The sequence below is a fragment of the Mesorhizobium sp. M0598 genome (assembly GCF_040320865.1).
In the GTDB taxonomy this organism is placed as follows: Bacteria; Pseudomonadota; Alphaproteobacteria; order Rhizobiales; family Rhizobiaceae; genus Mesorhizobium.
On record NZ_JAMYQL010000010.1, the window covers coordinates 121,259 to 146,877 of the forward strand.

21 protein-coding genes and 1 pseudogene are annotated in these 25,619 nt (G+C 64.6%); 6 read left to right on the forward strand and 16 right to left on the reverse strand.

What is annotated here, in order from left to right; genetic code table 11:
* On the reverse strand, positions 1-2,313 hold the full coding sequence (locus tag NKI59_RS15335) for a glucose/quinate/shikimate family membrane-bound PQQ-dependent dehydrogenase (protein ID WP_352705141.1): 2,313 nt from the start codon (positions 2,311-2,313) through the stop codon (positions 1-3).
* 252 nt (positions 2,314-2,565) lie between these two features.
* Here NKI59_RS15335 and NKI59_RS15340 point away from each other — a divergent pair, with 252 nt between their 5' ends.
* Positions 2,566-5,289, forward strand: coding sequence for an ATP-dependent helicase (locus NKI59_RS15340; protein ID WP_352705143.1), 2,724 nt, complete (start codon positions 2,566-2,568; stop codon positions 5,287-5,289).
* Between the two features lie 9 nt (positions 5,290-5,298).
* Here the strand turns inward: NKI59_RS15340 and NKI59_RS15345 are convergent, their stop codons facing one another.
* The 5 genes from NKI59_RS15345 to NKI59_RS15365 all read right to left on the reverse strand — a co-directional run bounded on the left by NKI59_RS15345 (position 5,299) and on the right by NKI59_RS15365 (position 10,347).
* Entirely contained in the window at positions 5,299-6,348 is a 1,050-nt protein-coding gene (locus NKI59_RS15345; RefSeq protein ID WP_023676723.1) for an ABC transporter permease, read from the reverse strand.
* The gene (locus NKI59_RS15350; protein ID WP_352705145.1) at positions 6,345-7,142 is read right to left on the reverse strand and encodes an ATP-binding cassette domain-containing protein; all 798 of its coding nucleotides are present in this window, start codon (positions 7,140-7,142) and stop codon (positions 6,345-6,347) included. Before NKI59_RS15350 ends, NKI59_RS15345 begins: the two co-directional genes overlap by 4 nt.
* Before the next feature lie 86 nt (positions 7,143-7,228).
* Entirely contained in the window at positions 7,229-8,242 is a 1,014-nt protein-coding gene (locus tag NKI59_RS15355; protein WP_023676725.1) for a substrate-binding domain-containing protein, read from the reverse strand.
* Between the two features lie 165 nt (positions 8,243-8,407).
* A complete protein-coding gene (locus NKI59_RS15360; RefSeq protein WP_502901067.1) occupies positions 8,408-9,313 on the reverse strand; it encodes a sugar phosphate isomerase/epimerase family protein in 906 nt (301 codons plus the stop codon).
* Entirely contained in the window at positions 9,313-10,347 is a 1,035-nt protein-coding gene (locus NKI59_RS15365) for a Gfo/Idh/MocA family protein (protein WP_352705149.1), read from the reverse strand. The genes NKI59_RS15360 and NKI59_RS15365 overlap by 1 nt, the downstream gene beginning before the upstream one ends.
* Before the next feature lie 195 nt (positions 10,348-10,542).
* Here NKI59_RS15365 and NKI59_RS15370 point away from each other — a divergent pair, with 195 nt between their 5' ends.
* Positions 10,543-11,568, forward strand: a complete 1,026-nt coding sequence (locus tag NKI59_RS15370; RefSeq protein ID WP_352705151.1) for a LacI family DNA-binding transcriptional regulator — start codon at positions 10,543-10,545, stop codon at positions 11,566-11,568.
* Between the two features lie 10 nt (positions 11,569-11,578).
* Here NKI59_RS15370 and NKI59_RS15375 read toward each other — a convergent pair whose 3' ends face one another.
* From NKI59_RS15375 to NKI59_RS15400, 7 genes and pseudogenes are all read right to left on the reverse strand, one after another.
* Entirely contained in the window at positions 11,579-12,496 is a 918-nt protein-coding gene (locus NKI59_RS15375; protein ID WP_352705153.1) for a ribokinase, read from the reverse strand.
* Complete coding sequence (locus NKI59_RS15380; RefSeq protein WP_023676730.1) at positions 12,493-13,368, reverse strand: MurR/RpiR family transcriptional regulator; 876 nt, start codon at positions 13,366-13,368, stop codon at positions 12,493-12,495. The genes NKI59_RS15375 and NKI59_RS15380 overlap by 4 nt, the downstream gene beginning before the upstream one ends.
* Positions 13,365-14,342 carry an ABC transporter permease gene (locus tag NKI59_RS15385; protein WP_352456543.1) on the reverse strand — a complete coding sequence of 326 codons (978 nt, stop codon included), beginning with the start codon at positions 14,340-14,342 and terminating at the stop codon, positions 13,365-13,367. Before NKI59_RS15385 ends, NKI59_RS15380 begins: the two co-directional genes overlap by 4 nt.
* A gap of 16 nt (positions 14,343-14,358) precedes the next feature.
* Positions 14,359-14,772 (reverse strand): annotated as a pseudogene (locus NKI59_RS35090) (ATP-binding cassette domain-containing protein); the annotation flags it as partial.
* Entirely contained in the window at positions 14,751-15,884 is a 1,134-nt protein-coding gene (locus NKI59_RS15390) for a sugar ABC transporter ATP-binding protein (RefSeq protein ID WP_502901066.1), read from the reverse strand. The pseudogene NKI59_RS35090 and the gene NKI59_RS15390, both read right to left, overlap by 22 nt.
* A gap of 56 nt (positions 15,885-15,940) precedes the next feature.
* Positions 15,941-16,999 (reverse strand): sugar ABC transporter substrate-binding protein, encoded by a 1,059-nt coding sequence (locus NKI59_RS15395; protein ID WP_352705155.1) that lies wholly within the window; start codon positions 16,997-16,999, stop codon positions 15,941-15,943.
* Between the two features lie 43 nt (positions 17,000-17,042).
* Positions 17,043-18,032: a TIM barrel protein gene (locus tag NKI59_RS15400; protein ID WP_352705157.1), complete on the reverse strand. Its 990-nt coding sequence runs from the start codon at positions 18,030-18,032 to the stop codon at positions 17,043-17,045.
* A gap of 247 nt (positions 18,033-18,279) precedes the next feature.
* Between NKI59_RS15400 and NKI59_RS15405 the strand changes: the two genes are divergently transcribed.
* Positions 18,280-19,758 (forward strand): esterase-like activity of phytase family protein, encoded by a 1,479-nt coding sequence (locus tag NKI59_RS15405; RefSeq protein ID WP_352705159.1) that lies wholly within the window; start codon positions 18,280-18,282, stop codon positions 19,756-19,758.
* Positions 19,759-19,895: 137 nt separating this feature from the next.
* Here the strand turns inward: NKI59_RS15405 and NKI59_RS15410 are convergent, their stop codons facing one another.
* On the reverse strand, positions 19,896-20,684 hold the full coding sequence (locus NKI59_RS15410) for a L,D-transpeptidase (protein WP_352705160.1): 789 nt from the start codon (positions 20,682-20,684) through the stop codon (positions 19,896-19,898).
* Between the two features lie 193 nt (positions 20,685-20,877).
* Between NKI59_RS15410 and NKI59_RS15415 the strand changes: the two genes are divergently transcribed.
* Complete coding sequence (locus NKI59_RS15415; RefSeq protein ID WP_352705162.1) at positions 20,878-22,350, forward strand: MATE family efflux transporter; 1,473 nt, start codon at positions 20,878-20,880, stop codon at positions 22,348-22,350.
* A gap of 9 nt (positions 22,351-22,359) precedes the next feature.
* Here NKI59_RS15415 and NKI59_RS15420 read toward each other — a convergent pair whose 3' ends face one another.
* Complete coding sequence (locus NKI59_RS15420; protein WP_352705164.1) at positions 22,360-23,568, reverse strand: MFS transporter; 1,209 nt, start codon at positions 23,566-23,568, stop codon at positions 22,360-22,362.
* Positions 23,569-23,724: 156 nt separating this feature from the next.
* Here NKI59_RS15420 and NKI59_RS15425 point away from each other — a divergent pair, with 156 nt between their 5' ends.
* Positions 23,725-24,300 (forward strand): TMEM175 family protein, encoded by a 576-nt coding sequence (locus tag NKI59_RS15425; protein ID WP_352705166.1) that lies wholly within the window; start codon positions 23,725-23,727, stop codon positions 24,298-24,300.
* Positions 24,301-24,306: 6 nt separating this feature from the next.
* Here NKI59_RS15425 and NKI59_RS15430 read toward each other — a convergent pair whose 3' ends face one another.
* Positions 24,307-24,588 carry a hypothetical protein gene (locus NKI59_RS15430; protein WP_023721174.1) on the reverse strand — a complete coding sequence of 94 codons (282 nt, stop codon included), beginning with the start codon at positions 24,586-24,588 and terminating at the stop codon, positions 24,307-24,309.
* 130 nt (positions 24,589-24,718) lie between these two features.
* On the opposite strand from NKI59_RS15430, the gene NKI59_RS15435 reads away from it, so the two are divergent.
* Positions 24,719-25,591: an SDR family NAD(P)-dependent oxidoreductase gene (locus tag NKI59_RS15435; protein WP_352687592.1), complete on the forward strand. Its 873-nt coding sequence runs from the start codon at positions 24,719-24,721 to the stop codon at positions 25,589-25,591.
* The last annotated feature ends 28 nt before the right edge of the window (positions 25,592-25,619 follow it).

The window sequence follows — 25,619 nt, forward strand, 5'->3', positions numbered from 1 at the left end:
CTATTTCGGCAGCGTATAGGCCATCACATAATCGCCCGGCTTGGTGCCGACCGAGCCGTGGCCGCCGGCAACGATGACGACCAACTGGCGCCCGTCGGCTACCGTGTAGGTCATCGGTGTCGACTGCCCGCCCGCCGGCAGCCGTGCCTGCCAGAGCTGTTTGCCGGTCGTCAGGTCATAAGCGCGCACATAGTCGTCGACCGCCGCACCGAGGAAGGCGACGCCGCCGGCAGTGATCGTCGGCCCGCCAATGCCGGGCACGCCGACCTTGAATGGCAGCGGCAATGGCGTCATGTCGTAGACGGTGCCGTTGCGATGCTTGTAGACGATCTTTCCGGTCCGAAGGTCGGCACCCGCCACATAGCCCCAGGGCGGCGCCTGGCAGGGAATGCCGAGCGGCGACAGGAACGGCTTCAATATTACTGCGTAAGGCGCACCGTCATTGCGGTTCAGGCCCTGTTCGCTGCCCTTGGTGTCACCGGGCGGCGGCACGTCGGCGCGCGGCACCAGCTTGGAGATGAACGCCAGGTATGTCGGCATGCCAAACATCACCTGCCGGACCGGATCGACTGCCACGCCGCCCCAGTTGAAGGTGCCGAAATTGCCGGGGTAGATCAGCGAGCCCTGCAGCGACGGCGGCGTGTAGCGGCCCTCATAGCGCAACTTCCGGAGCTCGATCCGGCAGGCCAGCTGGTCGAACATGGTGATGCCCCACATATCGGCGCCGGTCAGCGGTTTCGGACTGAAGCTCAGGTCCGAGAGCGGCTGCGTCGGCGAGGTATGGTCGCCTTCGATCGCGCCGCCCGGCGCCGGCACTTCCTTGACCGGAACGATCGGCTCGCCGCTGCGCCGGTCGAGCACATAGAGGTCGCCCTGCTTGGTCGGCCCGACCAGCGCCGGCACCACGCCACTTTCCGTGGTGATGTCGACCAGCGTCGGCTGCGCCGGCACGTCCATGTCCCAGAGATCGTGGTGCACGGTCTGCCGCACCCAGCGCAATTGTCCGCTGTTGAGATCGAGCGCGGTGATCGAAGAGGAGAATTTCTCGTCATTGGCACTGCGTCCGGCACCGAGTTGGTCCGGCGTCTTGTTGCCGAGCGGCACATAAAGCAGCCCGAGCTTCTCGTCGACGCTCGCCGTCGACCACATGTTGGGTGAGTTGTTGGTGTAGGTCTGGTCCGGCGGCAGCGGCGTCGTCTGATCCGGATTGCCGGAATCCCAATTCCACAACAGCGCGCCGGTGTCGGCATCGTAGGCACGGATGACCCCGGACGGCTCCTGCGTCGAATAATTGTCGTTGACCGCGCCGCCGACGATGATCTTGTTGGCGACGATCAGCGGCGCCGAGGTCGAATAATAATAGCCCGGCTTCGGATATGGCATGTTGGCGAGCAGGTTCAGCGTGCCGCCTTCGGCGAAAGTCGGGCAGACCTGGCCATTCGCCGCATCGAGCGCGATCAGCCGGGCGTCGGATGTCGGCAGGTAGATGCGTGTGGCGCAGGGCTGGCCGGCGGCGACCTTGGCATCGGCATAATAGGACACGCCGCGGCAGGTCTGGTGCTGGCGGTCCTTGTTGAGCTTGACCTGCGGATCGAAGCGCCATTTCTCCTTACCGCTCGCGGCATCGATGGCGATGGCGAAATTATGCGGCGTGCAGATGTAGAGCGTGTCGCCGATTTTTAGCGGCGTCACCTGATAGGTCGTCTCGCCGATGTCGTCGGGCCCTTTCACGTCGCCGGTGCGATAGGTCCAGGCCGGCTGCAGATTGGCAACGTTTTCGGCGGTGATCTGGTCGAGCGGCGAATAGCGCTGGCCATATTGCGTGCGACCGTAATAGTGCCATTCGCCAGCCGGCACGTTGCCGCCGAGATCGGCCGTCGGCGTCACCTTGTCGGTGTTGAGTTCACCCGCAATATCCTTTGGATCGGTCGTCATCGAATAGCCGGCGACCGCAAGCGAGGCCAGCACGGCGAGGATCAGCGGCGCGCGTCCGTCGGGACCGGTAAGCCCGCGCCGCGCCCATGGCGTCAACAGCCATAGCGCGACAAGCACGATGATGCCGCCGCGCGGGCCGAGCTCCCACCAGTCGAAGCCGATCTCCCAGACCGCCCAGGCGAGCGTGCCGAGCACGATCGCCGCGTAGAGCCACAGCGCCGTGGATCTGCGCCTGTAGAGCAGCCAGGCCGCGACAAGGAAAGCTAGACCGACGATGACGTAATACCAGCTGCCCCCCAGCGTCACGAGCCAGATGCCGCCGCCGCCAACCGCCAGGCCGATGAGGAAAAGGATCAGGGAGGTGATGACCACAGCCAAGACGGTGCTCCTTCGACTGGTGCGCTCCGCGACGCGTCCATGGGCAACCCCGCATTGCGTTCCTGCCCCCACGCAACTTTCTCCGGCCCGCCTCCCCTGTCAAGCAAGCTCGGCGTTTTACGGCGCCGGCCCATCGCAAGCCAGGCGTTTTGGTTAGCGGACCCATTCAGATTGTGAGTCTACCGACTGGGCAGAGAACAAAACGGAGACACTTCTGGCCTTTCGCTGCCGAATCACTACATTCGGGGGGAGATGTCCGGCTTTTCGGAAGACATGCCCTTTTTTGACGAACCGAACGCGCGGCCCGTGGCCCCGTCGGGCATTGCCGCGCGCGCCATGGCTGCCCGCAGCGGCCACAACAATGCGCCCGATTATCTCAACGGCCTCAACCCCGAGCAGCGGCTGGCGGTGGAAACCACCGAAGGCCCGGTGCTGGTGCTGGCCGGCGCCGGCACCGGCAAAACGCGCGTCCTGACCACCCGCATCGCCCACATCCTTGCCACCGGCAAGGCTTTCCCCTCGCAGATCCTCGCCGTCACCTTCACCAACAAGGCGGCGCGCGAGATGAAGCAGCGCATCGGCCTGTTGATCGGCGAAGGCAATGTCGAGGGCATGCCGTGGCTCGGCACCTTCCACTCGATTGGAGTGAAGCTGCTGCGCAGACATGCCGAGCTGGCCGGGCTCAAATCCGACTTCACCATTCTCGACACGGACGACGTGGTGCGCCTGATCAAGCAGCTTATCCAGGCCGAAGGGCTGGACGACAAGCGCTGGCCGGCCAAGCAGTTCGCCCAGATGATCGACGGCTGGAAGAACAAGGGCCTCGGTCCCGCCGACATCCCCGAGGGCGATGCCCGTGCCTTCGCCAACGGCAAGGGCCGCGAGCTCTACAAGGCCTATCAGGAGCGGCTGAAAACGCTGAACGCTTGCGACTTCGGCGATCTCCTGTGCCATCCGATCCGCATCTTCCGCGCCAATCCGGACGTGCTGAAGGAATACCACAAGCGCTTCCGCTACATCCTCGTCGACGAATATCAGGACACCAACACCGCCCAGTACATGTGGCTGCGGCTCTTGGCGCAGCGGCCGCAATCCTCCCCCCTTGAGGGGGAGGTGCCCGCGAAGCGGGCGGAGGGGGTTGCCGCAGAAGGCACCGCTAGAGCGTCGAGCACTGCCGCCGGTAGGTCGAGCACTGCCGCACGGACCCCACCCGACCGGGCTTCGCCCGGCCACCCTCCCCTCAAGGGGGAGGGAAGCCCGCGCCTGTCCACCGTAAATATCTGCTGCGTCGGCGACGACGATCAGTCCATCTATGGCTGGCGCGGCGCCGAGGTCGACAACATCCTGCGCTTCGACAAGGATTTCCCCGGCGCCACCATCATAAGGCTGGAGCGCAACTATCGCTCGACCGCGCACATCCTCGGCACCGCCTCCCACCTCATCGCCCACAATGAGGGCCGCTTCGGCAAGACGCTGTTTACCGAAAAGATCGCCGAGGACGACGAGAAGGTGCATGTCCATGCCGCCTGGGATTCCGAAGAGGAGGCCCGCGCCGTCGGCGAGACCATCGAGGCCTATCAGCGCCAGAAGCACAATCTCAACGAGATGGCGATTCTCGTCCGCGCCTCCTTCCAGATGCGCGAATTCGAGGACCGCTTCGTCACGCTCGGCCTCAATTACCGCGTCATCGGCGGCCCGCGCTTTTATGAGCGGCTCGAAATCCGCGATGCGCTGGCCTTCTTCCGCGTCGTCGCCAACAGCGGCGACGACCTCGCCTTCGAGCGCATCGTCAACGTGCCGAAGCGCGGCCTTGGCGAGGCCACCATCCGCCAGATCCACGACACCGCACGGGCGCTGCGCATCCCGATGCTGGAGGCGGCGGCAAAACTTGCCGAAAGCGACGAGCTGAAGCCGAAGCCGCGCGCCGCACTGCGCGAGGTATCGGCCAATTTCGAGCGCTGGCAGAAGGCGCTGGAAACCACGCCGCACACCGAGCTCGCCGAGACCATTCTCGAGGAGAGCGGCTACACCGATATGTGGAAGAACGACCGCTCGGTGGAAGCGCCAGGCCGGCTGGAGAACCTCAAGGAGTTGATCCGCTCCATGGAGGAGTACGAATCGCTGCGCTCTTTCCTCGAACATGTCGCACTCGTCATGGACGCCGAGCAGAACGCCGAGCTCGACGCCGTCAACATCATGACGCTGCATTCGGCCAAGGGCCTCGAATTCGAAACCGTGTTCCTGCCCGGCTGGGAGGAAGGCCTGTTCCCGCACCAACGCTCGCTCGACGAGGGCGGCCGCTCCGGGCTCGAGGAGGAGCGCCGGCTTGCCTATGTCGGCCTGACCCGCGCCAAGAAGAACCTGCACATCTGGTTCGTCTCCAATCGGCGCATCCACGGCCTCTGGCAATCGACCATCCCGTCGCGCTTCCTCGACGAGCTGCCGGAAGCCCATGTCGAAGTTTCCGAGAGCGGCAACAGCTACGGCGGTTACGGCAATTCCTATGGCGGCGGCTCGTTCGCCTCCGGTCGCGGCGGCCAAGGGGCAGCCAGGCAGAACCCCTATGGGGCGTCGCGCTTCGACAACATTGGCGGCAATTCCGGCGCCGAGAAATCCGGCGCTTTCTCCAGCACCTATGCGACGCCGGGCTGGCAGCGCGCCCAAGCGAACCGCACCGAGGCCACCGACCGCAATTGGGGCACGCGCTCCGGTCACCAGGTCGAGCGCATCGGCTATGGCGAGACCGACTCCGGCTACGGCGCCGGCCGCAGCTCGGTCAAGGGCCGCACCATCGACGGCGAGCTGGTCGCCAAATCCGTCGCCGACACGCCGTCCCCCTTCAGCGTCGGCGACCGCGTCTTCCACCAGAAATTCGGCAACGGCAACATCTCGGCCATCGAAGGCAACAAGCTGACAATCGACTTCGACAAGGCCGGTCAGAAGCGTGTGCTGGACGGGTTTGTGACGGGGGTTTGAGGTCGCCCTTCACCGATACCGCGCCTGGTTCCACTTGTGGCCGAGCAGCGACAGGATGATGATCAGCCCGTTGAAGAACTGGACGTAAAAGCCGCTCAGGCCTGCCGCGACGACGCCTGTCTGGATGAAGGAGACCGTGACCGCGCCGATCGCACCGCCGACGACGGTGCCGATGCCGCCCCAGGTCGGAGTGCCGCCGACGAACACCGATGCCAGCACCGGCAGCAGGTATCCGTCGCCCGCCGTCGGCCACCAGGTGAAGTTGATCATCACCGAAAACGTGCCGGCGATCGCAGCCCCGATGCCGACGAAGACGAACACTTTTACCCGCACGCGCTTGACGTCGATACCCATCTGCTGGGCGCTGTCGGGATTGTCGCCGACCACCTTGACCTGCGCGCCGAAGCGATGGCGGTTGTAGAGCAGCGCCGACAGCACGACGAAGCCGATGGCCCAGAAGATCTGCACCGGAATGCCGTAAAGCTGGCTGGAGAAGATCTTGTAGGCCCAGCTGTCGGCAAGGCCGGTCAGCGCCGTCGACCTGCCCTCGTTGATGATCTGGATCAGGCCGCGCAGCAGGAAATTCATGCCGAGCGTGGCGATCAGCGACGACAGCCCGCCATAGACGACCAGTGAGCCGACCAGGAAGCCGAGCAGCATGCCGGTTATCATTGCGGCGGCGATGCCGAGGAACGGGTCGTAGCCGGCCTGCACGACCAGCGCAAACACCCAGGAGGCAAAGCCCATCGTCGCCGGAAACGACAGGTCGATCTCGCCGCAAGTGACGACGAAGACCAGCGGCACCACCACGAACAGCGCCACCGGCAGCGTGGTCAGCACGGAACTGTAGAGATACCAGGTGGTGAACACGATCGGGTTGGCGATCATGAACACCGCCATCATGACGATGAACACGGCAAGCGTGCCGAGCGCGGCGCGGTTGTCGAGGATGAACCCGCGCAGCCAGTTGTCGGACGGGTGTCTCCACTCTTTCCCGGCGGTTTCGCCATGCGTGCCGCCGAGGGGGCTCTGCAGATCGGGTTCCATGGTCTTGCTCATCGTGCCGCCCTCCCCGCATCGCCCGCGTCGTGCAACCCCGGCAATCCGCTGGGGTGGGCGACGTCTTCCATGAAATTGATCAGATCCTCGGCCGATTTGACCTCGCTGCGGTCGGCGGTGAGCGCGACCTTGCCGCGGTCCAGCACCACGAAGCGATCGGCGATATCGTAGACATGGTGGATGTTGTGGCCGATGAACAGGATCGAGCGCCCGCTCGCCCGCACCTGGCGCACGAAGTGGAAGACCTTGGCGGTCTCGGTCAGCGATAGCGCGGTCGTCGGTTCGTCGAGGACTATCAGCTCCGCCTTCTTATAGATGGCCCGCGCGATCGCCACGCCCTGGCGTTCGCCGCCCGAGAGCTGGCCGACGATCGACTGTGGCGTGAACACTTTCGAGGTGAAGCCGATCTCGCGCATCAGCCGGCTCGCCTCCGCGATCTCCTTGTTGACCTTCAGCCAGCCAAGCCAGCCGGTGAGCTCGCGGCCCATGAAGATATTGCGCACGATCGTCTGCTGCACGGCGAGCGCCCGGTCCTGGAACACGGTCTCGATGCCGGCGTCGCGCGAGCGCGCAGGGCTCCATCCGGTCACCGGCTTGCCGCGGACGAGAATCTCGCCGCTAGTCGGTTTGACCACGCCGGACAGGATCTTGATCAGCGTCGACTTGCCGGCGCCATTGTCGCCGATCAGGCCGACCACCTCGCCGCGATCGACGCTGAGATTGACCCCGCCCAGCGCATAGACCTGGCCATAGGACTTGCTGATGTCGCGCAGTTCGATGAGGCGTTCGGCCATGGCGATCCGCGCTTGCTTGTCGCGGGCCGGCCTTTTCGCCGGAGGGCCCGCCGGCCGGGCTCGATCCCGGCCGACGGCTTGGGAGGTCAGCGCAACGCCTGCTTGGCGAGCTCGGCGACGATCTCGTAATTCTGCGGCGTGACGAAGCCGGCGCCGGTGTCGACGTTCATCGGCGCAAGGCCGAGCACCACCTGCTGGCAGAGGCTGAGGATCGGCAGATAGCCTTGCAGGAACGGCTGCTGGTCGGCCGTCAGCTGCACCCAGCCGCCCTTGAAGCCCTCGACGATCTGCGGGCTGGTGTCGAAGCCGAAGTTGAAGATATCGCCCGGCTTCCTGCCCGCCGCCTGCATGTAAGTCGGGACGTTGCCCAGCATCTGCCCGCCGGGATAGCCAACCGCCTTGACGTCGGGATTGTTGAGCAGTGCCGCGGTGATCACCGGAAGGGCCAGATTTGGGTCGGAAGCCCATTCGCCGCTTGGCGGCGAGGAGAGCTGTATGACCTCGACGCCCGCTTCCTTGAGGGCAGCGACAGTGCCGCGCTCGCGCGCGCCGCGGCTCTCGTTCTCGAACGGGCCGATCATGATTGCCTTATCGCCGGCCTTGAGCCCGGCCAGCTTGACCGCCTCGGCGCCAAGCGCGCGGCCCTGCTGCTCCTGCTGGGCACCGACATAGCCGCCGCCGAACGCCGCCGTGACCGTCGGCACCGGCACGTTCTGGTACATCATCTTGATGCCGTCCTTGTGCGCCTGTTCGGCCAGCGGCATGATCGCGGCGTCGCCGGGGTGGCCCATCATGGCGATGCCTTGGGGCTTGACCGCGACAGCCTCGCGCAATTGCTGCACCATCTTCTCGACATCCCACTGGGAAAAGATGTAGTCGACCTTCGGCCCGAGATCGGCCGCCGCCTGCTTCGCGCCATTATAGACGATCGTGCCGAAGGCATCGCCCTCGGCACCGCCGACGAAGAAACGGATATGGACATCCTTGCACCACTGGGCATCGAGCGCCTGCGCCGGCAAGGTCGAGAGTGCGGCGGCGAGCGCCATCGCGGCCGCCGCGACGGTCGAGCGCAGAACTGTCCTTCTCATCGTAATGCTCATGCACTTATCCTCCCTTTGTTCCCTCGCTAGCCGAGGGGTTTTGACGATCGCTTCGGCATTGCGCCGCAATCTTTCGCTGGCCGGCACCTCCCGCCGGCTTGTCCTGTTTTTATGCATGTCGTTATCGCAAAACCGCTGGGCACTTTTGCGCGACATGCATTAGCCTCACACCGGGTTCGGCAGGTAGCTCGCGCCTCCCCGGCATTGTTGGAGATAGTCCAGCGCACGCGCCTGGCCGGTGATCTCGAGATCGCCGCGGTAGACCGGGTCGTGCCAGCCCTCGATGTCGATGGCGCCCTTGTAGCCGGCCAGCCGCAGCTCGCTGATCACCCGCGTCCAGTCGCTATCGCCGAAGCCAGGGGTGCGCATCTGAACGAACGGCAGGCGGCCGAACACGCCATGTTCGCGGATCACGTCCCAGCGCACCGTCGCGTCCTTGCCGTGGACGTGGAAGATACGCGGCGCCCATTTGCGGATCTGCGGGATCGGATCGATCAGATAGACCAGCTGGTGGCAGGGCTCCCACTCCAGGCCGAGATTGTCGTCCGGCAATTCGTTGAACATCAGCTCCCAGGCGTCCGGATTGTGGGCGATGTTCCAGTCGCCGCTGGCCCAGTTGCCGTCCATGGCGCAGTTCTCGAACGCGATGCGCACGCCCTTGTCGGCGGCCCGCTTTGCCAGCTTCCCCCAGACCTCGCGGAAGCGCGGCAGGCTGTCGGGCAGCGGCTTGCCGCGGATGCGGCCGGTAAAGCCGCTGACCACATTGGTGCCGAACAGATGCGCGTTGTCGATGATCGTTTCCCACGCCTCGAGCACGCCGCGATCGACTTCACCGCTCTCCAGCGGGTTGCCGAACACGCCGATTGCCGAGACGACGACATCGGCATCGCCGATCGCCTCGCGGATCTCGCCTGCCAGCCGTGGAATGTCCTTGCCGCCCAGCGTCTGCCAGAAGAACGGCTGGATGCTCTCGAAGCCGAGCGGCAGAATCTGCCTGACATAGGCGGCCGGGTCGTCCAGATTGGCCCGCACCATTGTGCCGATCCTGATGTCGAGCAGCGGGTTTGGCATCATGATCCTTCCTGTGCAGCGATGGCGACCCGGCGCCCGGTTTCGGCGCTCTCGATCGCAGCGAAAACCATGGCCAGGCTTTTGATGTTGTCGGCGCCGCGCGTCTCCGGCGCGGTGCCGGTCTCGACGGCGCGGACGAAATCCTGGATGATGCCGAGATGGCCGCCGACGCGATCTGCCGGGTCGAGCGGCGGCACGGCTATCGATTCGGTGCGGTCGAACAGGCCTTCACGGACCGGCCGCACGACTTCCGCCTTCAACCCGTCCGCGCCGTCCCAGACAATGCTGCCGCGCTCGGCGACGATCCGCCATGTACTGTCCCAGCTGGTACGGAAGCCGGCCGCGCACCAGCTGCCGGCATAGGTGAACAGCTTGCCGCCGCCGAGGTCGAAGCTTGCGGTTGCCGACGACCCTTGCCGATACCAGGAATTGACCGGCTCCCACTCCTGGCAATAGACGCCGGCCGGCTCGCCGGCCACCATGTAGCGGGCCGCATCGAATGTGTGGATCGCCATATCGAGCAGCAGCACATGGCGCATCTCTTCGCGAAAACCGCCGAAATGCGGCGCAACGAAGAAATCGGCGTGGATGCTGGTTGGCGCACCAATGGCGCCGGAATCGAGAAAGCGCCGGATGCGCCTGACATTGGCGACATAGCGGCGGTTCTGCACGACGGCATGGATGCGGCCGGCGCTGCGGGCCGCCTCGACAATGGCACGCGCATTGTCCGGGCTGTCGGCCAGCGGCTTTTCGGTCAAGAGATGGCAATGGTGGGCAAAGGCGGAAAGCGCGACCTCGCGGCGGGCGGCGGGAACCACGACGTCGAATACCGCGTCGGGCCTGGTCTGGTCGAGCACGGCGTCGAGGTCGGTTCCGATGACGGCGCCGGAAAGCTCGTATTCGCGCGCCCTTGCCCGCGCCCTTTCGGCGTCGAGATCAACCAGGCCGACAATGGCGAGCCCATCGATCTGCTTGGCCGCATCGAGCCAGGCCTTGCTCATCGCGCCGCAGCCGACCAGGACGACATTGATCATCCAGCACTCCTCCCTCTCGGCCCCTCCAGACCGATCGTCACGGCGTTCACGGCAGGGCCGCAAACGTTCTTCCGTAAACGTTTACGAGAACACACCCGATGGCGTAGAATGTCAATTGGCCGATCGCGAAAAACGTGATGCCGGCTTGGCCCGGAGAGCGGCCGGTGCTAGCCAAGCAAGGGGGAGAACTGTCCTTTGGCGTCCAGTATTCACGACCTTGCGCGTCACCTGAATATTTCGATCGGCACGGTGTCGCGCGCGCTCAACGGCCGCGCCGACGTCAATGCCGACACACGCCAGCGCGTGCTCGATGCGGCCAAGAAGCTGAATTATTCGCCGAACCAGTCCGGCCGCAGCCTACGGCGCGGCGCCACCCATTCGATCGCCTTCATGCTGCAGCCTCATCCGGGCGACCAGGAATATGGCGAGCCGTTCTTCATTCCGTTCCTGACCGGGTTGCAGGCCAAGCTCGCCGAAAGCGGCCTCGACCTGATCGTGGTGATGGGCGCGCCGGGCGACTATCAGCAGGAGCGCCTGCGCCGTGTCGTCGAGACGCGGCGGGCCGATGCCGTGGTGCTGGCCTGGACGCGGCGCGAGGACGAGCGCATCGACTATTTGACCCAGGCCGGTTTCCCGTTCGCGACGCTCGGCCGCAGCCGCTCCGGCGGCGATGCCTATCCCTCGCTCGACCTCGATTTCGAAAAAGCCGGGGCTGACGCGGTCGATCGTCTCGTCGCGCGCGGTCACCGCCGCATCGCAGCCATCCGCCCGTCGCTCGACCTCAATTTCGGCTATCTGTTCCTCGCCGGCTATCGCAAGGCGTTGCGGCGGCACGGCATCGAATTCGACCCCGCGTTGATCGCCGACGGCTTCATCAACGAGGCCGGCGGCTACGCGGTGACGCCGAAGGTCATGCACTCCAAGGACCCGCCGACGGCCATCATCTTCAACAACGACGCGATGGCGCTTGGCGGCTGCAAGGCTCTGGCCGAGGCGGGCATCAGGCCCGGGCACGACGTCGCGGTGATCGTCATCGTCGACACGCCGCTTTGCCGCTATTTTTCGCCGGCGCTGACCGGCTTCCGACCGGCGCTGGAGCCGATGGGCGAGCGGTTGGCCGAAATGCTGCTGGCATCGATCCCGGCTTACGCCGGCGCCGAAGGCGCACGCATCATCCGTGAAGTCTGGCCGCTGGAACTGATCGCGCGCGACAGCGATTGAATCGCGGCGGTCACTGAGCAGGCTCAGATTGAACAAGACCCCCGCGCTCGCGCTCCGGCGTTGCGACCAGCGAGGCAGCGGCGGCATTGGCGGCGGCAAATGCCGCCTCGACGGGCTCTCCACGCGCAAGCCACGCCGCAAAGGCGCCGACGAATTCATCACCGGCACCGTGGGTGCTGACCACCTCCACCGGCATCGCCGGCAAGGCGAATGCCTGGCCGTCGCGGTCGCAATAGGCAACGCCCTCGCCGCCGGCCGTGACGATTGCAGCCGGATAGAAACCGACGAGCATGCCGGCCGCCTTCGCAGCACCCTCGAGCGTGTCGACGACCGAAACGCCGGCCAGGAACTCCGCCTCGATGGCGTTGACGATGACGATGTCGGTCAGCGCGATCAGTTCGGCTGTCAGCTTTCGCGCCGGCGCCGCATTGAGAACGACGCGGCCGCCATACGCCTTCACCGCTCGCGCCGCGGCGATATTGGCGGCTTCCGGTACCTCGTTTTGCAGCAGCAGAACCGCCGTTTGCGCGATCAGCTCGGCCGCCTCAGTAATGTCCTTTTCGCCGAGAGTGAGATTGCTGCCCGAGACGATCACCGCGCCATAGTCGCCGCTGTCGTCGAAAATCGCTACGCTCATCCCCGAGCCGGCGCCCGAAGCCACTCCCACGAAGCGCTGGTCGATGCCGTTGCGATCGAGATTGTCGAGAAGCGCGCGGCCGAAATCATCGTCGCCGACAGCTCCGATCATCGCCGCACGCACGCCGGCCCGCGCTGCCGACACCGCCTGGTTGCCGCCCTTGCCGCCGCATTTCGGATGCCAGGCATGACCGGTCACCGTTTCGCCCTTGCGCGGGCGATCGGCGGCTTCGACCATGATGTCGTAATGCAGGCTGCCGAATACGGTCACCAGCGGCGGGGAAGCCGTCATGTGCCCTTATCTTTCCGTTTCGACGTCACCGCAGACATGGTGCGGCCGAGATTGCGCTCCGCCGCCTGGTAGTCGCGTTGCGCGACCGCGACGAACAGCGCGTCGAGAATGTTGAGCTGGGCAATGCGGGCCGCTGCGTTCTCACCCATCAACGGCGAGCCTTGCGCGGTCGAGCAAAGCACGATGTCGGCGACGGCTGCCAATGGCGAGTTGTCATAGTTGGTGATGGCCAGCGTACGCGCGCCGCTTTTGCGCGCAAGTTGGATGGCGTCGATGACGGCGCTCGTGTTGCCGGAATGCGAGAAGCCGACAGCAATGTCGTCGGCGCCGAGCAGCGAGGCCGACATCAGCATCATGTGCGAATCGTCGTAGACAGAGGTGCGGATGCCGATGCGCAGGAATTTGTGCGAAACGTCGCGTGCGATCTGCGCCGAGCCGCCGACGCCGTAGAAATCGCGATTCCTGGCGCGGTAAAGCAGATCGGCGGCACGGTCGAAATCGTCCATGTCGAGGATGGCCAGCGTCTCCTCCAGCGCCTGGATAGAGGTGCGGAACACCTTCTGCACGATCTCGGCCGAACTGTCGTCCACCGACAGCTCCTGATGCATCTCGGCGGTCGGCAGGCGGCTGTATTCATAGACCGCCGTGCGAAAATCGCGGTAGCCGGAAAAACCCAGCTTCTTGGCGATCTTGACCACCATCGCCTCCGAGACACCGGCCTCCTCGGCGATCTGCTTGAGCGGTATGGTCTCGTCGAAGCCGCGCCGTCCGAAGACGGTTTCAACCACCTTCGCCTCGAGCGGCGTCAGATGCGGCATCATCATGCGAATGCGCGGTCCTACTGCTTTCAGGTCCAGCCCGGTCAAGGTCATCCACGTCCCCTCGTCACGCGATCGATAAGCATCGCGGCGAGGATTATAAGGCCAGTTGCCAGGAGCTGATAGAAGGACTGCACGTTCATCAGCGTCAGGCCGTTGCGCATGCTGCCAAGAATGACGGCACCCAGGATGGTGCCGACGACGCTGCCCTTGCCGCCCATCAGCGAGGCACCGCCGATCGCCGCCGCTGCTATGGCGTCGAGCTCCCAGAGATTGCCCAGAATGGGTTCGGCCGCACCCAGCCGGCCGATCAGGATCTGCGCTGCAAGCGCTGCCAGCAGGCCCGAGATCATATAGGCGGCGATCTTGGTGCGGGCGATCGGCACGCCGGCTATGTAGGCCGCCTCCTCATTGCCGCCGACGGCGAGCAGATATTCGCCGAACGGCGTCTTCTTGAGGATGATCCAGGCAATCAGCGCGACCACGGCCACGATGATGACCGCCAACGGCAATCCGAACAGCGAGCCGTTGAAAATGGCACGGAAGCCGGCAGGCAGGCCGAGCACCGGATTGCCGCCGGTATAGATCAGCGCCAGCGCCCGGTAGGTGCTGAGCGTTCCCAGCGTGACGATGAAGGGCTGCAGCCCGACATAGGCGACCAGCACGCCGTTGAGCAGTCCGCAGGCAAGGCCGATGGCGAAGCCAGCGGCGATGGCCAGCGGAAACGGCACACCGGCAACCAGCATCGAGGCCGAGATGACCGCCGAAAGGGCTGCCGTCGGCCCGACGGACAGGTCGATGCCGCCCGAGATGATGACCAGCGTCATGCCCAACGCCAGGCACGCATTGATGCTCGACTGCTGCAGGATGTTGATCAGGTTACGCTCGGCAAAGAAGCCGGGGACCAGCGCCCCGAAGACGGCGAGGATCACCACCAGGCCGATCAGCGTGCCGGCGTCGCGCACGGAAAACCGATGCAGGAAATCTGCCCTTGGGCGCGCTGCTGTGTGTTGGGTTATATCGGTCATCCGCTGGTCCTGTCCGTTATGCACCGGCCCGATGGCCTTGCGCCTTGCCGGCATCAATCTCCGTTTGGGGTATGGCGTGCGCGGCGATCGCCTGTTCGCTGAGACTTGCGCGGCCCAGTTCGGCGGCGACCGTGCCGTCGCGCATGACCAGCACGCGGTCGGCGAGCCGCATCACCTCGGGGAGTTCGGACGACACGACGATTACCGAATGGCCTTCGGCGGCGAGTTCCTCGATCAGGTGGTAGATCTCCGCCTTGGCGCCGACATCGATGCCGCGCGTCGGCTCGTCGAACAGAAGGATCCGCGTTCCCGCCGCCAGCCAGCGGCCGATGATCGCTTTCTGCTGGTTGCCGCCGCTGAACAGGCGGATCGGCCGATCGAGCAGGAACGGCCTGAGATTGACCCGCTTCATCTTCTCGGCCGCGACCGTTTCAGCCTTTTGTGATTGATGACGCCGCGCGGCGCGAACACGCCCATCGAGGCCAGCGCCATGTTGCTGGAGATCGACCGCAACGGCACGATGCCTTCGCGCTTGCGCTCCTCCGGCACCAGGCCGATGCCGGCCGCGATGGCGTCGCGCGGACTGGAAAGCTTTACCGCCTTGCCGTCGATCTCAATTGTGCCTGATGAGGTCCGGTCGGCGCCGGCCAGGACCCGCAGCAGTTCGGTGCGGCCCGAGCCGACCAGGCCGGCAACGCCCAGCACCTCGCCGCGATGCAGGTCGAACGAAACGTCACGGACCTTGGTTGCCGAGGCGAGGCCACGCACGCTCAGCCTGATCTCGGCGGAAGCATGCGAGCGGTGCTGTTCCTGGGCGAGCTCGCGGCCGACCATCATCGAAACGACGGATTTTTCCGAGACCTGTGCGAGATCGACGGACCCGACCACGGCGCCGTCGCGCATGATGGTGGCGCGCTGGCAGATGCCGAACACCTCGTCCAGCTTGTGCGAGACATAGACGACCGCGACACCGTCGCGGGCCAGGCCGGCAATGACTTCCGCCAGCCGTTCGAACTCGCTCGGCGTGAGGCTCGACGTCGGCTCGTCCATCGCCACGATCCTGGCCCGGTCGAGCAGCGCCCGGGCGATCTCGACGATCTGCCGCTGCGCCACCTTCAGGCTGCCAAGCGGGGCTGCCGGATCGATGGTCGGGTCGATGGCGGCCAGCGCTTCCGCAGCGCGGCCTTCCTGCTCGCGCCGTGCGACGAAGACGCCGCCGCGCGTCAACGGATGGCCGAGGAACATGTTCTGGGCGACGCTGAGGCGTGGCACCTGCTGTAATTCCTGATGGATCATCGCCACGCCGGCGGCGCGCGCCGCGACCGGGTTGTTCAGCGTCACCGGTTTGCCGTCAATAAGCACGCTTCCCGCCGTCGGCCGGTAGACGCCTGACAGTATGCGCAGCAGCGTCGATTTGCCGGCGCCGTTTTCACCGAGCAGGCCATGGATCTCGCCGGCGCCGACCGAAAACGACACTTCGCTCAGCGCCCGCACAGCCGGAAACTCTTTGGAAATGCCCTCGAATTGCAGCCGCGCTGACATTGCTTCGGTTCTCCAGGCAAGGTGCCGACCCAAGGCCGGCACCTGCCGGCCCTGCTCTACTGGCCCGCTGCCGCGTCCTCGAGCAGCGCCTTGCGCACGGCATCGCCGTCGCCGGAGTAACGGTCGGCATTGTCCTTGGTGATCAGCGCCTGCGGCGTGGCGACGACGCGCGGCAGCTTCTGCCCGGCCACCAGTCGCAGCGCCGATTCCAGCGCCACCTCGCCGGTCAGCACCGGGAACGAATCGACGGTGCCGGTCAGCTCGCCGGCGCGGATCGAGGCATAGGCGTCGGAGATGCCGTCGGTGCCGAAGACCGCAACCTTGTCCTGCAGCCCGGCAGCCTTGACCGCCTCGACGATGCCCAGCGCCATGCCGTCATTGTTGGCATAGAAGCCGATCAGGTCGGGGTGCTGCTGCAGGATGTTGGTGGCCGCGTCGTAGGAGGTCTGGCGATCCCAGTTACCGGGGACGCTGGCGACGACGTCGAACTTGCCGGCCTCGGTGATCGTTGTCTTGAAACCGTCGGTGCGCTGGACGGCGGCGTAGACGCCGGCCTGGCCTTCGACGATGGCGACCTTGCCGCCGTCCGGCCGGTTCTTGATGAACCATTTGGCGACGCGCACGCCGTTGTCGCGCTGGACATTACCGACATAATGCTCGGCCTGCGGGATGACCGCGTCGTTGACGTTGACCACCGGCACGTTGGCCGCCTTGGCCTGTTCCATGATCGGCTGCAGGTTGGAGTCGGTCTGCGGCGAAACCAGAAGCACGTTGTAGCCTTGCGTGACCAGGCCTTCGGCGATGGTGAGCTGGCCGAGTTGGTCGCCCTCGCTCTGCGCCGCCTGGTAGACGACGGGCACGCCGATGCGGTCGCCGAACGACTTGTAGCCCTCACCCAGAGAGCGCCAGTATTCGTTGGTCAGCGTCTTGGAGACCGCACCCGCCTTGGTTCCCTCGGGCAGCTTGGGAAAAGCCCCGAACTTGGCCTCGAGCTGCGACCAGTCGATGCGATCCTTCTCGGTGTCGGAATTGAGCGGCGCGAGGTCCGCGGAAAACGACGAGCCTATAGACAGCGCCATCAGGGCAGCGGTGGCGGTGGCAAGCAGAAATTTCATGGTCTTTCCCTCCCTGGTTGAAAACGGTGATGGCGCCGGAGCTTCAGCTGTCCGGCCCGAGCATGGCTTCCTGGATGATGGCCTGCGAGGCGACCGCGTCCTGACGGTCGACGGCAGTGGACAGGCGATTGTCCTTTTCCAGCCGATCGACGACGCGCAGCATGCGCTTGACAGTCGCGATGTTGACTTCGCATTCGTGGACCGGGTCGAGCCCGGTCATGTCGGGGAACGTGTCGAAGTAGATGGCGCCGGCATAGCCGTCTCGACGGATCTGCCTGAGCAGCTCGATCGTCTGCAGCGTATGCACGGCCCCGACCATCAGGCCGTCGTCGCGCTTGGCGTAGCCGTCGTTGAGATGCACGCCGAGCAGCTTGCTGTGTCGCGCCACCAGCGCAGCGGCGAAAGCCGGCTGCTCGTCGGCGTAGAGCACATGGGCGAAATCGAGCGTCACGCCGAGATTGGGCAGGCCGATCTCGCGGATCGCCAGCAACGTCGTCGCCGCATCGGGCATCAGGCTGTAGGAGCGCGGCTCGTTGGGTTTGTATTCAAGGCTGATCTGACAGCCCGGATCATGCGCCGCTACTTCACGAATACCATCGATTTCGTGTTGCCAAACTGTTGCGTAGTCAGCCTGGAAGGCGTAGTCGAAGCCATCCTGCCCCAACCACAATGTCATCAGGCTGGCGCCGGCCTCGCGCGCGGCGTCGATGCCGGCCTTGGTCAGGTCGATAGCCTCGCGGCGAACGGAAGGATCCGGATTGGTGAAGGCGCCGAGCTTGAAAGCCGGGTTAGAGTAGTAGCGCATGGCGAAGCCATTGATCGAAAGCCCGAAATCGCTGAGTTTGCGCGCTATTACCGCAGGCTTTTCATCGACATGGTCGGGGAAGTTGAGGTCGAGATCGGTCAACTCCGCAACCTTCGCCGCACGTGCCGCCATTTGCAGCATAGACGGTTTGCCGACAAGATCGGGCCACTCGGACTGTGGCCGCGAGGCAAAGGAATTGAGGCGGGTGGCGAAACGATAGGCGGTCATCGGGGACCTTTCATTGTCATAACTTTACATGAGAACGATTATTTGTAAAGTTGTTAATTGCTCGCTCGGCGACGACGAATTCGCCATACCCCAGGCCAATTGCGACCACGGGGACAAGCAAGCGCGGCACTGTCACGCAAGTATCATGTTCGCGTCCTAGATCGCTTCTCCGAAGGCTTTCGCGGCATCCTTGATGCGACGCGGCGCTTTTTCGGGCCCCGGCAGCTTTGTCACAAAGAGGATTTCCATGAAAAACCTGCACCGAACCGCGTCCCTCGCCGTCGCGCTGGCGATGTTCACCGCCTTGACTCCGGCCTTGGCAGAAAACGCCGCGACCGTCGGCGGAGTCAGCTTCGTCAACAAGGGCTTGGTCGGTGTCGGCCGCATCCCGGCCAGCCAGAAGGACAAGTTCGGCGAGACGTTTGGCTCCGGCTCAGGCATGTCGATCGACGCTGCCGGCTGGACGCATGGCGCCGATGGCTACAAGGGCTGGTTATGGCTGTTGCCGGACCGCGGCTACAACGTCGTCGGCACCACCGATTACCGCCCGCGCCTCAACACGATCGCCCTCGAGTTCGCCCCGATCGCGCCGGGTGCGGCACCGGCCACCGGCCAGGAACAATCGGGCCTCAAGGCGACGCTTGCCGACACCATGCTTTTGACCGACGACAAGGGTACCGACGCAACCGGCCTCGATCCGCTCAACGGCGTGCGTGCCGCGACCGACGACATGCCGATCCTGCCCGAAGCCAACGGCAAGCTCGCGCTCGATAACGAAGCGATCGCGCGGCTGCCCGACGGCACGCTGTTCATCTCGGACGAATACGGTCCGAACATCTACCGCTTCTCCGCCGATGGGCGTCTGATGTCGGCAACGCAGCCGCCGGCGGCGCTTGTCCCGATGCGTCACGGGACGCCAAACTTTGCTTCCAACAATCCGGGACCTGGCGCGGCAGACCCAGATCCGAAAGATCCCGAAACCGGCCGCCAGAACAACCAGGGCCTCGAAGGCATGGCGCTGACGCCGGACGGGAAGTTCCTGATTGCCGTGCTGCAGTCGGCCCCAAGGCAGGATGGCGGCGATTCCGCCTCGACGCGTCAGAACACGCGCGCGCTGGTCTACGATGCCTCGGATCCCGGCCAGCTCAAGCTCGCGCATGAATATGTCGTGCCGCTGCCGGTGTTCACCGATGCCAAGGGCAAAACCAAGATCGCCGCGCAGAGCGAAATCGTGGCGCTGTCGGACAAGACCTTCCTGATGCTGGCGCGCGACAGCGGCAACGGCCAGGGGCTGAAGGGCGACACCTCGCTCCATCGCGAGATCAGCGTCGTCGATGTGTCGGCGGCAACCGATATCGCCGGCACAGAGTTCGACAAGGACAAGCCGCTGGCGCCCAAGGGTGAGCTCGATCCATCGGTGACGCCGGCCAAGCTGACGCCGTTCATCGACATCAACGACAAGAGCGAGCTCGGCCGCTTCGGGTTGCACAATGGCGCGCCCAACGACCGCAACAACCTTTCGGAGAAATGGGAGGCGATGTCGGTGGTGAGCGTCCTCGATCCAAAGCTGCCCGACGACTATTTCCTGTTCGTCGCCAATGACAATGACTTCCTCACGCAGGACGGCTTCCAGGTCGGCGCGGCCTACAAGGCCGAGGATGGCGCCGATGTTGATACCATGTTCCTGGTCTATCAGGTCACGCTCCCAAGCCTCGCCAAGAAGTAGCGGCACCCATACAGGCGGACGCGCGGAACGCGTCCGCCTGAGCTGGCGCGATTGAGCGGTCGTGCCCTTCAGTTGCGGCTCGCCCGCGCAAGGACGGTGTCCCAGTGCGTTGCAAAACCTGCGACTGACGAAGGCACTTACCTCAACATCTCCGCGTCCTTTGGCACGCCGGCATCGATCGGCTCGGCCGTCCTGTTCGACACGGCGGCGATCTTCCCGGCGGCCGACAGGTTCGGGCGCACGAAGACCGGCGCGACGCCGTCGACGCGGCTGTAGAGGTCGATAATGTCCTGATTCATGAAGCGCACACAGCCGGAGGAAGCGTTCTTCCCAATGGAATCCCACTCCGGTGTGCCGTGCAGCCGATACATCGTGTCCTTGCCGTCGCGGAAGAGATACAGCGCGCGGGCGCCAAGCGGGCTCTGCGGGCCGGGCGGCATGCCGTCCTTGTATTTCGCCAGTTCCGGCCGGCGTTGGATCATTTCCGGCGGCGGCGTCCAGACCGGCCACTTCTTCCTCGCCTGAACCACGGCGCTGCCGGTCCATCCGAAACCGGCCTTGCCGAGGCTGACGCCATAGCGAATTGCCTTGCCGCCGTCGCGCACCAGATAGAGGAAGTGCTCGGAAGTATCGACGACGATCGTGCCGGGTTTTTCTCCAGTCGGGTCGGCCACGATTTGACGCACGAATTTCGGATCGACCTTGGCTACCGGAATTGCCGGCAGTTGATAGCCCTCGTCGATGCGCGCGGCATACATGCTTGCGGCATCGCCGAGAGCCGGATCGCTTGGTGCCGCGGGCACCGGCGGCGCCGCCACGTCCGTCGTGGTGCACGACGAAAGAGCCACGGAGGCCGCGCCCAGAGCGGATGCACCAAGAAAGGCGCGCCGGTTCAGGCGCTCAAAAAACAACGGAATATCGGACATGAGCCCCCCGGCTTACCCATGAGATCCAGGAAAATGCGGCCCCACGCGTGCGGGATCAATATACGATTCCGGAAGGTTTGAGAAATGCTTAGACCAAGACACGCCAAGCGGAATTTACAGCGCCGCATCGACCTCTCCCGTTAAATCGGCAATCATTGCGGACTCAAGACAAGCCTTCGCCGAGTTGCCTGCCATGGACGACAACATGCCCCCGCGCCGGCAGACCGGCGACCTCACCAGTGGGCCTATCCCGCGCACCCTTTTGCTGTTTGCCCTGCCGGTGCTCGGCTCCAATGTGCTGCAGTCGCTCAACGGCTCGATAAATGCCGTGTGGGTCGGCCGTTTCCTCGGTGAAGCGGCGCTGACCGCCACGTCCAATGCCAACCTTGTGCTGTTTCTCATCCTCGGCACCGTCTTCGGCATCGGCATGGCGGCGACCATCCTGGTCGCGCAATCCGTCGGCGCCCGCGATCTGCCCGAAGCCCGGCGCATCGTCGGCACCAGCGCCACCTTCTTCTTCCTCGTCTCGGTGGTGTTCGCGGTCTGCGGCTGGATCTGGGTCGATGCGATCCTCGATGCACTCGGCACGCCAGCCGATGCGTTGCCGCTGGCGCGCTCCTATCTGCGCATCATCTTCCTCGCCGTGCCGATGATGAACCTGCTCTCCTTCGTCATGACGGTGCTGCGCGGCGCCGGCGACTCGCGCACGCCCTTCCTTTTTATGGCGCTGGCCGTCGTGCTCGACGTCATTTTGAACCCGTTGCTCATCCTCGGCATCGGCCCATTCCCCGAACTCGGCATCGCCGGCTCGGCCGCCTCGACGCTGATCGGCCAGACGGTAAGCGTGGTTGCCATCCTGATCGTGCTTTATGCGCGCAAGCACCCGCTGCGGCTGGCCGGCGCCAATCTCGCTCTGCTGCGGCCGGACCCGGCGCTGCTGCGCATTGTCGTCTTCAAGGGCGTGCCGATGGGCCTGCAGATGATCGTCGTTTCGGCCGCGGCGCTGACGGTGATGGGCATGGTCAACTCGTACGGCTCGCAGGTCGCGGCTGCCTACGGCATAGCCGCACAGCTCTGGACCTATATCCAGATGCCGGCGCTCGCCATCGGCGCCGCGGTGTCGTCCATGGCGGCGCAAAATGTCGGCGCCAGGCGCTGGGACCGGATTGGACGCATCGCCACCTCCGGCGTCGGCTTCAACCTTGTGCTCACCGGCATGCTCGTCGCGCTGCTGTTCGTATTCGATCGCGGGGTGCTCAGCCTCTTCCTTGGCAGCGACAGTGCAGCAATCGACATCGCCACTCACATCAACAAGATCGCGTCGTGGTCCTTCATCCTGTTCGGCATCACCATCGTGCTCTTCGCCACCGTGCGTGCCACCGGCGCGGTGATGCCGCCGCTGATTATCCTGGTGATCTCGGTGCTGCTGGTGCGCACCAGCTTCGCCTATTTCTTCAGAAGCGTGATCGGCGAGGAAGCGCTGTGGTGGAGCTTTCCGGCTGGCTCTATAACCTCGCTCGTGCTGGCCGCGGCCTATTATCGCTTCGGCCGCTGGCGCAGCCTGCACATGATCGAGAGCCGGCCGGCTGCCGGCGAACCGCCGGATACCGGCCTCGGCGTACCGCGCCAGCGCGCGCATCTTTCGCCCGAGACACCGAACGGCTGAAGGGTCGGCTCAGCGCGCGTATTTCGCGCCAAACCCGAGAGCGACCAGGGAAAAGACGACAATCATGCCGGCAAAGGCCAGGCTTGCCACGGTCGCACCTGCCACCGTCGACAGAACGCCGATGCCGATGACCGGCAGCGCGTTGCCGCAAAAACAGCAGATGAAGAAGGCCGAGACGACTTCGGCGCGCCGGTCCGCCGGCGCGATCTCGTTCACCACTTGCAAGCCGCCGCGATAGCCAAGCGCTGCCGCCACGCCGCACAAGGCGGTCCCGGCAATCATTATGGCCATCGAGGCGAAGACCTGCGCCGCAACAATCAGCGCGACGGTTGGGATCATCAGCGCAAGCGCCGCGAACATCGCGGCTCGGCTCGAAAGACGTGCCGTCACTACAATGGTGGCGGCCGTCACGATTGCCAATTCAAAGAACAGAGCGCCGGCTTCGGCATGGTTGGTTACCTGCAGCTGCTGCGCCAAAATGCTCGGTGCGAGTGCTGCATAAAAGCCGACCAGCGCCATTGCGCCAAAGCCGGTCACCGCCGGCGCAACGAAACTTGCGCGGATGTCATCGGGTACGGAAAGCCGCGGCCGCATCGAAACGTCAGCCAGTTTCCCCGGCCGCGAAACGGTTTCCCGCGTGCGCCAGACCAGCAGGGTTACAGTCGCGAGCATCGCCAGGTAGACGACGAATGTCAGCCTGAGCGGCCAAGGCGCGTATTCGGCGAGCAACCCGGCCCCCAGCGCACCGAGGCCGAGGCCGAGAAAATTGGTGCTGGTGGCAATCGTCGCCGCCTGTGACTTGTCGTCGGTCGGGAGCAATTCGGCGAGCCAGGCGGTGCCGGTGCCCGCGCCGACGCCGATTCCCAGTCCACTCAGAATTCGGGCGATGTCGAGCCAGGCGACATTTTCGGCGAACAGGAAAACCACCGCGCTGACGACGGCCACCGCCATCCCGGCCAATGCCATTGGACGGCGCCCGATGACATCGGACACACGCCCTAACATCAGAAGCGCTGCCAGATTGCCGATGACATAGACGGCGTAGACCAGCGTCAAAGTGATCTGCGAGAAGCCGAAGACCTGCTTGTAGATGATGTAAAGTGGCGTCAGCGCCGTGCTGCCGGCGAAAAGAGCCGCAATCATGGCGGCCACGGCGGCCGCTGCAGCGCGGCCGCCGAGTTCGTAATCGCGCGTCATGACTTGAGCGTGAGCTGTCATTTTTTCGGCCTTTTGCTGTTCGGGATCCGACATCCTAACGCCTTTTTCGCGTCAGCCGTTCCCTCTCCCCGGCTTGCTCCTGACAAGTTTGGCAGCTTTGCCGATGGCGCTGAGCGAGATCCTCTTTTAACTTCAGCGGATTGTCAGGGGAGATTCATGGGCAAGGGACGAGTCGAGGCATTCACCGATGGCGTGGTCGCCATCATCATCACCATCATGGTGCTGGAATTGAAGGTGCCGCATGGCGAGGATTTTTCCGCGCTGGCACCAGTCTGGCCGATATTCCTCAGCTATGTGTTGTCCTTCATCAATGTCGGCATCTACTGGAATAATTTGCACAACATGTTCCATACCGTGCAGCGGGTCGACGGCCGCGTGCTGTGGGCGAACCTCAACCTGCTGTTCTGGCTATCGCTGATGCCGGCGACGACAGCCTTCATGGGTGAGAACCATTTCGCGCCGGTGCCGGTTGCCGTCTATGGCGTCGACCTGGCGCTCTGCGCCATCGGCTTCAACATCCTCACCCTGGCCCTGCATCGACTGCACGGCAACGAGACTCTCTTCGCCAGGGCGTTGGGCAATGACCTCAAGGGAAAGATCTCGCTGGTCCTTTATCTTTCCGCCATCGCGCTGACCTTCGTCAATCACTGGATCGGTGTCGCGATCTATGTCCTGGTGGCGATGGTCTGGTTAGTGCCGGACAGGCGCTTCGAGCGGCTGATCGAGAAATAGGCCCGTCTAGCCCCGCATTTCTTTCAGCTTTTCCGCTACCGAAGCGGCAAGGTCGGCGTAGCGCTCCTCCAGCCGCTCGGCCGCCTTGATCACTGAAAAATCATGGCCGAATTTTTCCAGCGCCATGCGCAGCTTTTCGACAAATTCGGCCTGTTTTTCGAGCGCCGAAAACAGCGTTTTCACTTGCGCTTCGCTGATGTCGGGATTGGCGAGCATCTGCGGCACCTCGCGGCTCATCTGGTCGCCGGTGGCAGTCTGTTCTTTCAGGATCTCGATCCAGTCGGTCAATCGTCAGGTCTCCTTTTTCGATATCAGCATGCGCAGCGCCCGCCGATGCGGTCAACCCGAAGATGCCGGCACCGGCTTGCGCGAGTCTCGTTCCGCGCTAAGTTCGCCGCGGCCAGAACAGGAGAAAATCATGACCACCGACGCCGAGATCCAGACCGCCCTGCCCGCACTTGCCTCAGGCAATGTCGCCGTCGTTACCGGCGCGGCCAGCGGCATCGGCCTTGCCGCCGCCAAAAGGCTGGCGGCGATGGGCATGAAGATCGTGCTGGCCGATATCGGCGGCGCACGCCTCGATGAGGCCCGGCGCGCCGTCGCCGCCATCGCCGGCGACAGCGCCGTGATTGCCATTGCCACCGACGTTTCGAAAGCCGACGAGCTCGACCGCCTCGCCGAAAGGACGTCCGGCACTTTCGGCGACGTGTCGCTGCTGATGAACAATGCCGGCGTCGGCAACAATCCCGGCAAGCCGTGGGAAAGCCGCGACGCTTGGAAACGGCTGCTGGACATCAATTTCTGGGGCGTCGTCCATGGCGTCGAGGCCTTCGCGCCGCGCATGCTGGCGGCGGGAAAGCCCGGCCTGATCGTCAACACCGGCTCCAAGCAAGGCATTACCACGCCGCCCGGCAACCTCGCCTACAACGTTTCCAAGGCGGGCGTGAAGACCTATACCGAAGGCCTGGCGCACGCGCTGCGCAACGAGCCGGGCGCCAGTGTCGCGGCGCATCTGCTTATCCCCGGGTTCACTTTTACCGGCCTGACCGAAGGCGCCGCCGAAAAGCCGGCCGGAGCCTGGACCGGCGAGCAGGTCATCGACTTCATGCTGGCCTCGCTGTTGCGTGGCGATTTCTACATCCTGTGTCCCGATAACGAGGCGACCCGGTCCATGGACGAAAAGCGCATGGCCTGGGCGATTGGCGACATCATTGAGAACCGCCCTGCCCTGTCGCGCTGGCACCCGGACTACAAGGATGCTTTCGCGGCATTCATGACACGCAGCGCATGATCCCGAACCGAAGATCACCGTAGCAAAG

What these genes read in the sequence shown, in the direction of transcription:
- NKI59_RS15390 (WP_502901066.1), bottom strand. Translation starts at nt 15,884, where the DNA reads ATGTCAGCGCGGCTGCAATTCGAGGGCATTTCCAAAGAGTTTCCGGCT.
- NKI59_RS15425 (WP_352705166.1), top strand. Translation starts at nt 23,725, where the DNA reads ATGGGCAAGGGACGAGTCGAGGCATTCACCGATGGCGTGGTCGCCATC.
- NKI59_RS15415 (WP_352705162.1), top strand. Translation starts at nt 20,878, where the DNA reads ATGGACGACAACATGCCCCCGCGCCGGCAGACCGGCGACCTCACCAGT.
- NKI59_RS15365 (WP_352705149.1), bottom strand. Translation starts at nt 10,347, where the DNA reads ATGATCAATGTCGTCCTGGTCGGCTGCGGCGCGATGAGCAAGGCCTGG.
- NKI59_RS15380 (WP_023676730.1), bottom strand. Translation starts at nt 13,368, where the DNA reads ATGACCTTGACCGGGCTGGACCTGAAAGCAGTAGGACCGCGCATTCGC.
- NKI59_RS15355 (WP_023676725.1), bottom strand. Translation starts at nt 8,242, where the DNA reads ATGAGCATTACGATGAGAAGGACAGTTCTGCGCTCGACCGTCGCGGCG.
- NKI59_RS15435 (WP_352687592.1), top strand. Translation starts at nt 24,719, where the DNA reads ATGACCACCGACGCCGAGATCCAGACCGCCCTGCCCGCACTTGCCTCA.
- NKI59_RS15400 (WP_352705157.1), bottom strand. Translation starts at nt 18,032, where the DNA reads ATGACCGCCTATCGTTTCGCCACCCGCCTCAATTCCTTTGCCTCGCGG.
- NKI59_RS15350 (WP_352705145.1), bottom strand. Translation starts at nt 7,142, where the DNA reads ATGGCCGAACGCCTCATCGAACTGCGCGACATCAGCAAGTCCTATGGC.
- NKI59_RS15345 (WP_023676723.1), bottom strand. Translation starts at nt 6,348, where the DNA reads ATGAGCAAGACCATGGAACCCGATCTGCAGAGCCCCCTCGGCGGCACG.
- NKI59_RS15375 (WP_352705153.1), bottom strand. Translation starts at nt 12,496, where the DNA reads ATGACGGCTTCCCCGCCGCTGGTGACCGTATTCGGCAGCCTGCATTAC.
- NKI59_RS15360 (WP_502901067.1), bottom strand. Translation starts at nt 9,313, where the DNA reads ATGCCAAACCCGCTGCTCGACATCAGGATCGGCACAATGGTGCGGGCC.
- NKI59_RS15410 (WP_352705160.1), bottom strand. Translation starts at nt 20,684, where the DNA reads ATGTCCGATATTCCGTTGTTTTTTGAGCGCCTGAACCGGCGCGCCTTT.
- NKI59_RS15420 (WP_352705164.1), bottom strand. Translation starts at nt 23,568, where the DNA reads ATGACAGCTCACGCTCAAGTCATGACGCGCGATTACGAACTCGGCGGC.
- NKI59_RS15340 (WP_352705143.1), top strand. Translation starts at nt 2,566, where the DNA reads ATGTCCGGCTTTTCGGAAGACATGCCCTTTTTTGACGAACCGAACGCG.
- NKI59_RS15405 (WP_352705159.1), top strand. Translation starts at nt 18,280, where the DNA reads ATGAAAAACCTGCACCGAACCGCGTCCCTCGCCGTCGCGCTGGCGATG.
- NKI59_RS15395 (WP_352705155.1), bottom strand. Translation starts at nt 16,999, where the DNA reads ATGAAATTTCTGCTTGCCACCGCCACCGCTGCCCTGATGGCGCTGTCT.
- NKI59_RS15385 (WP_352456543.1), bottom strand. Translation starts at nt 14,342, where the DNA reads ATGACCGATATAACCCAACACACAGCAGCGCGCCCAAGGGCAGATTTC.